Below are 4,959 nucleotides of genomic sequence, written 5' to 3'. Positions count from 1 at the left end.
ACTGACTCCTGATAACTGACTCCTGATAACTGACTCCTGATAACTGACTCCTGATAACTGACTCCTGATAACTGACTCCTGATAACTGACTCCTGATAACTGATAACTGACTCCTGATAACTGATAACTGACTCCTGATAACTGATAACTGACTAGCGGACTCCTAAAAACTTATGGGTTTGGAGACTGAGACGCCATTGGGGATGCCGAAGAACATAATTAAAGACTAACTCTTTGCTTTCTGCTGTATTCCATTCGGGTTGTAGATATTTAATCACCCCTTCCGATAACTTACTTTCCTGCATAGATGCCCAGTCTAAATCCTCTGGATGAGCCACGACAATTTTTAACTCATTTACCCGTGCATAAATACTAGGATCGGGCATTTTATAAGTTTTAGGAGAAAAAGTCACCCAATCGAAAACCCCAGTAAAAGGATGAGCGCCAGAAGTTTCTAAATGTACCCGTAAACCCTGATTTTTTAATTCCTTGGTCAAAGGATCAAGATTGTGCATCAAAGGTTCACCCCCGGTAATCACCACCATAGCGGGGTTAGCCCCTTTTGCCATCTCAACCAATTCCCGCAGCGATTGTTGTGGATAACGGTGGGCATTCCAAGACTCTTTTTGGTCGCACCAAGGGCAATAGACATCGCAACCTCCCAAACGGAGGAAAAAAGCATTGCTTCCCGTCCAAAAGCCTTCGCCCTGGACAGAATGGAAAGTTTCGACAACAGGATAGGTACAATGGTTTATGCTAACCGTTTTCATAGAATCAGTATTATAGAAAATATGGACATTCCCCTGAACTTTGCCAAATACATCCAATGGTCTGGTATTGCCACGCTGGTTTTTTTGGTACTCACGATTATCGCTTTTCTCGTCGGTTGGGGAATCCGCTTTCGTCTCGTCGGTGTCACTAGCTTTATGGCCGTGTTGACGGTGGGGATTTTCGGTCTTGGGTTAGGATTATTTACCCGTACCGAAATTCCGGGAGCGGTTAGATTCTCCCTTGTCTATGATAACGGAGCTAATCAAGCTGTTATCTCCCTGCCCAATACTGTTACTCCCGAGCAGGTGGAAGCAACCCTAAAACAAGCCGCTAGTGACTTGTTTTCCTCCGGTCGCGCCGGTGCTGGCGGTAATAATCAATTTATCATTAGCGCTCGCACTCTTGTTCACCCTCAGCCCGGTTTATCTGCTCCTTTGTACCTGGGACAGATTAAAAAATCCTTCTCCGCCCCGGGGGATAATACTCCTGAACTACAGCTTTTTCCCGAAAGTTTCGCTAAACTTAGCCAATAATCCTGAGAGGTTGTCAAAAAATGTCCAATGCTGTCGCTGTTTTGCCCCTGTTAATCGCCCCCGCACAAGTGATTCGGGGTGACAATGCCCTAGAAGAATCCACCGGCAAATTAGCGGATTTGGGTAAACGTCCCCTGGTGGTGGGCGGCGATCGCAATTTAGCTTTTTTGTCATCTCCCCTGAAAAATCTCACTCCTAGCTATCACAGTTACGCCCCCGATTGTTCGGAAAATTCCTTAGCATATTTAAAGGCATCTGTCAAGAGTCATGAGGCAGATTTTATCATCGGTGTGGGTGGCGGCAAGGCCCTCGATACGGCCAAATTACTCGCCCATCAGTGCCATTTGCCGATCGCTACGATTCCCACCTCCGCCGCTACCTGTGCCGCTTGGACAGCCCTATCTAACGTTTATTCCGACGCGGGGGCGTTTCTTTACGATCTGTCCCTAGCCCGTTGTCCGGATTTATTAATTCTCGATTACGGTATTATCCAAACTGCCCCGAAAAGAACCTTAATCGCCGGTATTGGCGATGCGATCGCTAAATGGTACGAAGCTTCTGTCAGTAGCGGTCACTCCACAGAAACCCTGATCATTGCCGCTGTCCAACAGGCCCGGGTTTTGCGGGATATTCTTTTCCAAAAATCCCCGGCAGCCCTGGAAAATATCGGCGGGGAGGACTGGAAACAGGTGGTAGATGCCACCGTTTTATTAGCCGGAGTAATTGGTGGTTTAGGGGGTGCTAATTGTCGTACCGTGGCCGCCCATGCAATTCATAATGGTTTAACCCATATTCCCGCTTGCCATCATGCCCTGCACGGGGAAAAAGTCGCCTACGGCATTCTCGCCCAATTGCGTCTAGAGGAAATAGTTTTGGGCAATCAATTGGCAGTATCGGCCCGGGGGCAACTAATCCAGTTTTATGAACAAATTGGTTTACCTAAATCCCTAGAGGATTTAGGATTAAGAGATGTTTCCCTTGCCCAATTGCGCCACGCGGCCGCAATTGCCTGTCAGCCTAATTCGGACATTCATCGTCTGCCTTTTACGGTTTCCCCCGAACAAGTTATGGCGGCCATGGTTTCCACTACCACTGCCGATACGATCGGGCAGAAAGTTAAAGCTAATTAAGGGCAATATTTTCGGGATTTATTAATAAAATTCTCACCTATAGCCCTAGGTTTTGAGCAGCAAATCAATCACAGCCCTCAACTAAACCATCCTGAAAGTCCCCCAAGCCTGAAAATCCTGATGCTGACAATTAAAAGAATAATCACCCTGCAATTGTGGGTTGGGTTGAATGATAGTGAAACCCAATAGGGAGTAAGCGTTGGGGGTGGTGCGTTCCCAAATACAAATTAATGTTAAAGCCACAATGGTTTGAGGGAACGCACCCTACAGGCTCATGCTGAATAGGACAAAAATAAATGGAAGGAGTAAAAAAATGCCGACGATAGATCTAGAGAAAACACGGCAAGCCTGGACAAACTTAAAGCCAATACTCTTTATACCCCGTAGCGAATCAGAATATGAACAATTAGTAATTATGTTAGATAATTTGATAGATGAAATAGGAGAAAATGAAAATCATCCTCTTGCTTCTTTAATGGAAATTTTGGGAATATTAATAGAAAATTATGAACAGGAAAATGTTCCCGAATTATAAATGGTAGGGGTGGTGCATTCCCAAATATTGGTTAACCTTGAAATTGTCATGTTTTCAGGGAACACACCCTAGGAAGCGATGCGAGCGCACTTTCCGCACAATTCCTATTTCTCTTCTGCCTAGAGTCCTATCTTGTTCGGGTGTTGGGTAAAATCGGTAGCGATAGGCTTTCTCCATGGCTCAGGTTCTAGCATATATCGTGTAAATGCGCTAATATTCAAACTAAAGCCGTCCTCAAAAGACGGGGTTTGGAACTCAATTTTTCGATGACGACAATAATCGACGAGTTAAGGCAACAATGGCAAGATCGCCTCTCTCAAACAGAGGATTCCTTAACCGATCGCCAACGGGATACCATTATCAATTGGTTACTCGGTGAAGATAGCCAACGTTGGGAAAATTTAGATGAGAGAGATTTAGAAATCGCTAAACGGGGATTAGTCTATCTTTGGCAAATTTTACGGCAACGCTATCTCAAAGTTAGTCCCACCCGCGGCTATCGTAACCTGATCGATCGTCTCGGCGCTTGTGTCACTCTCCGGCAAAAAATTCGCACTTGGGTTTCCTTAAGTCGCGATCGTCGGCAAGCGGTGGCCGATGTCTTGCAAGAAATTATTCAAGAGATGTTAAATAGCGATCGCTATCTGCAATCCCAGTTAGCATGGATCGCTCGTTGTACCACCGATCAAGCTACTCGCGATCAGCTGCTGTTAGCCACCCTAGAGGAATACGCTCTGCGTCCGATCCGCAATCAACCCCTGTTAGCCTATCGTTTTGTTAATTATCTCCGTCGTCAATCGAGAAGCGGTATCACTAATGTGCCGCGGCAAGAAATGATCCGGATTCTCTCCGATGAAATTAGTGACGATGAGGGGGAAACTAGCTTAAGTTTACTGGATCAAAATGCGATCGCTACCTACGAAGATGAACGCACTTGCCAAGAAGCGCAAATTCTCCGGGTAAAAGTTCAAGAGAGTTTTGCTAAGTATCTAGAGGAAAATGTTAGTCCGGAGGCGGTGACTTGGTTTAACCTCTATCTAGGGGGCGAAAGCCAAGATGCGATCGCCTTGGCGATGAATATTCCCGTCCAACGGATTTATCGTCTCCGGGAAAAAGTTGGCTATCATGCGATTAAGGTTTTTGCCCTCAAGGAAGGGACAGAATTAATCAGTGAATGGTTAGAAATCAGCCCGAAAGAGCATAATTTTGGCTTAACTCTCAGTCAATGGCAAAGTTTCTATGCCGGTCTTTCTCCCACGGGTAAAAGCGTTATCGATGGCTTAAAAGCGGGTAAAACCCTTGAGGAAATCGCCGGCGAATTAAACTTTAAACGCACGCAAGTGGTCAAAGAATGGACGCAACTTTATCTAAGCGCCCAAAGTCTCAGGACAAAAACCTAATCAGGAGTCAGTTATCAGTTATCAGTTATCAGTTATCAGTTATCAGTTATCAGTTCACTGAGAAAACTCCCCACACCCCACACCCCACACCCCACACCCCACACCCCACTTCCCATCCCCTTTTTGATTTTTGACTTCCAGAAATATGTGGATTATTAGCAAAAAAGTCGGGGTATTCACCCATTATTTAACCCCTACGGGGACATTTACCCCCAGCATTGATAAAGCCAGTAAATTTTCTGCTCGGGAAATGGCGGATATTATGGCTAAAAAATACGGGGGAATAGTCGAGGCAATGAGATAATTATGACCATTGGTATTTGGATTTTAGGGGATCAATTATGGACAGGACAAGCGGCCTTAGCTAATCGTCAAGCCTATGCACAGGAAACGCCGGTTATTTTAATTGAATCCCACAATCATATTCGACAAAGACCCTATCATCAGCAAAAATTAGTTTTAATCTGGTCGGCGATGCGTCATTTTGCCGAAGAATTAAAAACTTTGGGATGGTCTGTCACCTACGAAGTTGCAGAAGATTTTGAAACGATTTTATCCGCTTGGATTAAACGATTAGGTATTAAAGAATT

The 4,959-nt window shown here is 45.2% G+C and carries 7 protein-coding genes and 1 pseudogene; 6 read left to right on the top strand and 2 right to left on the bottom strand.

The window, feature by feature from the left end:
* Window positions 1-152 precede the first annotated feature (152 nt).
* Window positions 153-770, bottom strand: coding sequence for a 7-carboxy-7-deazaguanine synthase QueE (locus PX636_RS17645; RefSeq protein WP_002799113.1), 618 nt, complete (start codon window positions 768-770; stop codon window positions 153-155).
* On the opposite strand from PX636_RS17645, the gene PX636_RS17640 reads away from it, so the two are divergent.
* The 3 genes from PX636_RS17640 (at window position 747) to PX636_RS17630 (ending at window position 2,969) form a co-directional block, all read left to right on the top strand.
* Window positions 747-1,304 (top strand): Ycf51 family protein, encoded by a 558-nt coding sequence (locus PX636_RS17640; RefSeq protein ID WP_271974991.1) that lies wholly within the window; start codon window positions 747-749, stop codon window positions 1,302-1,304. The genes PX636_RS17645 and PX636_RS17640 overlap by 24 nt on opposite strands.
* 20 nt (window positions 1,305-1,324) lie before the next feature.
* Window positions 1,325-2,434 carry an iron-containing alcohol dehydrogenase family protein gene (locus PX636_RS17635; RefSeq protein WP_002750186.1) on the top strand — a complete coding sequence of 370 codons (1,110 nt, stop codon included), beginning with the start codon at window positions 1,325-1,327 and terminating at the stop codon, window positions 2,432-2,434.
* Window positions 2,435-2,747: 313 nt separating this feature from the next.
* Complete coding sequence (locus PX636_RS17630; RefSeq protein WP_002799107.1) at window positions 2,748-2,969, top strand: hypothetical protein; 222 nt, start codon at window positions 2,748-2,750, stop codon at window positions 2,967-2,969.
* Window positions 2,970-3,056: 87 nt separating this feature from the next.
* On the opposite strand, the pseudogene PX636_RS17625 reads toward PX636_RS17630, so the two are convergent.
* A pseudogene (locus PX636_RS17625) lies at window positions 3,057-3,146 on the bottom strand (helix-turn-helix domain-containing protein); the annotation flags it as partial.
* Window positions 3,147-3,235: 89 nt separating this feature from the next.
* Here PX636_RS17625 and PX636_RS17620 point away from each other — a divergent pair.
* The 3 genes from PX636_RS17620 to PX636_RS17610 form a co-directional block, all read left to right on the top strand.
* Complete coding sequence (locus PX636_RS17620; protein WP_288118100.1) at window positions 3,236-4,369, top strand: HetZ-related protein 2; 1,134 nt, start codon at window positions 3,236-3,238, stop codon at window positions 4,367-4,369.
* A gap of 145 nt (window positions 4,370-4,514) precedes the next feature.
* On the top strand, window positions 4,515-4,673 hold the full coding sequence (locus PX636_RS17615) for a hypothetical protein (protein ID WP_002739601.1): 159 nt from the start codon (window positions 4,515-4,517) through the stop codon (window positions 4,671-4,673).
* 2 nt (window positions 4,674-4,675) lie between these two features.
* Window positions 4,676-4,959 (top strand): cryptochrome/photolyase family protein (locus PX636_RS17610; protein WP_288118099.1); only part of this gene is annotated, 284 nt, incomplete at its 3' end.

Source organism: Microcystis sp. M53598_WE2 (assembly GCF_030067735.1).
In the GTDB taxonomy this organism is placed as follows: domain Bacteria; phylum Cyanobacteriota; class Cyanobacteriia; order Cyanobacteriales; family Microcystaceae; genus Microcystis; species Microcystis aeruginosa.
This window is presented reverse-complemented; position numbering and strand designations above follow the sequence as displayed.

Bases quoted from the DNA above. Each gene is read 5' to 3' on its own strand.
- PX636_RS17640 (WP_271974991.1), top strand. From the start codon at position 747: ATGGTTTATGCTAACCGTTTTCATAGAATCAGTATTATAGAAAATATG.
- PX636_RS17645 (WP_002799113.1), bottom strand. From the start codon at position 770: ATGAAAACGGTTAGCATAAACCATTGTACCTATCCTGTTGTCGAAACT.
- PX636_RS17635 (WP_002750186.1), top strand. From the start codon at position 1,325: ATGTCCAATGCTGTCGCTGTTTTGCCCCTGTTAATCGCCCCCGCACAA.
- PX636_RS17630 (WP_002799107.1), top strand. From the start codon at position 2,748: ATGCCGACGATAGATCTAGAGAAAACACGGCAAGCCTGGACAAACTTA.
- PX636_RS17620 (WP_288118100.1), top strand. From the start codon at position 3,236: ATGACGACAATAATCGACGAGTTAAGGCAACAATGGCAAGATCGCCTC.
- PX636_RS17615 (WP_002739601.1), top strand. From the start codon at position 4,515: ATGTGGATTATTAGCAAAAAAGTCGGGGTATTCACCCATTATTTAACC.